Origin of the sequence: Bacillus sp. SD075, from assembly GCF_017355165.1 — a bacterium.
In the GTDB taxonomy this organism is placed as follows: domain Bacteria; phylum Bacillota; class Bacilli; order Bacillales; family DSM-1321; genus Peribacillus.
Window position 1 is genome coordinate 1 of the sequence record NZ_JADILK010000124.1, and the last position, 307, is coordinate 307.

Here is a 307-nt window from a genome sequence, read left to right on the forward strand (position 1 = left end):
AAGTTGATCGATTTGTTTTTCCAATTCTTCTATGGTTTGTTCTAAATAACCCATATGATCCCAATGGTAACGCAACATATCACGATGATGACGGCGAATACGACCATTAATTGCATGGGCAATGTCAGTTATACTTGCTTTTGTTCGCCAATCCACCATTTTTTGAAGACCATCGGTCTCTATTTTTTCACCATTTAGAATCGCTTCAAGGATACGACGTCCCGATAAACCAAAAATGTCTGATAGAACGGATGTTAGCTTGATATTAGCATCTTGAAGGATTTTGTGAATGCGATTCTGCTCTGAT

The 307-nt window shown here is 38.1% G+C and carries 1 pseudogene; it reads right to left on the reverse strand.

The features are described from left to right. Window positions 1-307, reverse strand: a pseudogene (locus tag IOC57_RS25555) (IS110 family transposase); the annotation flags it as partial.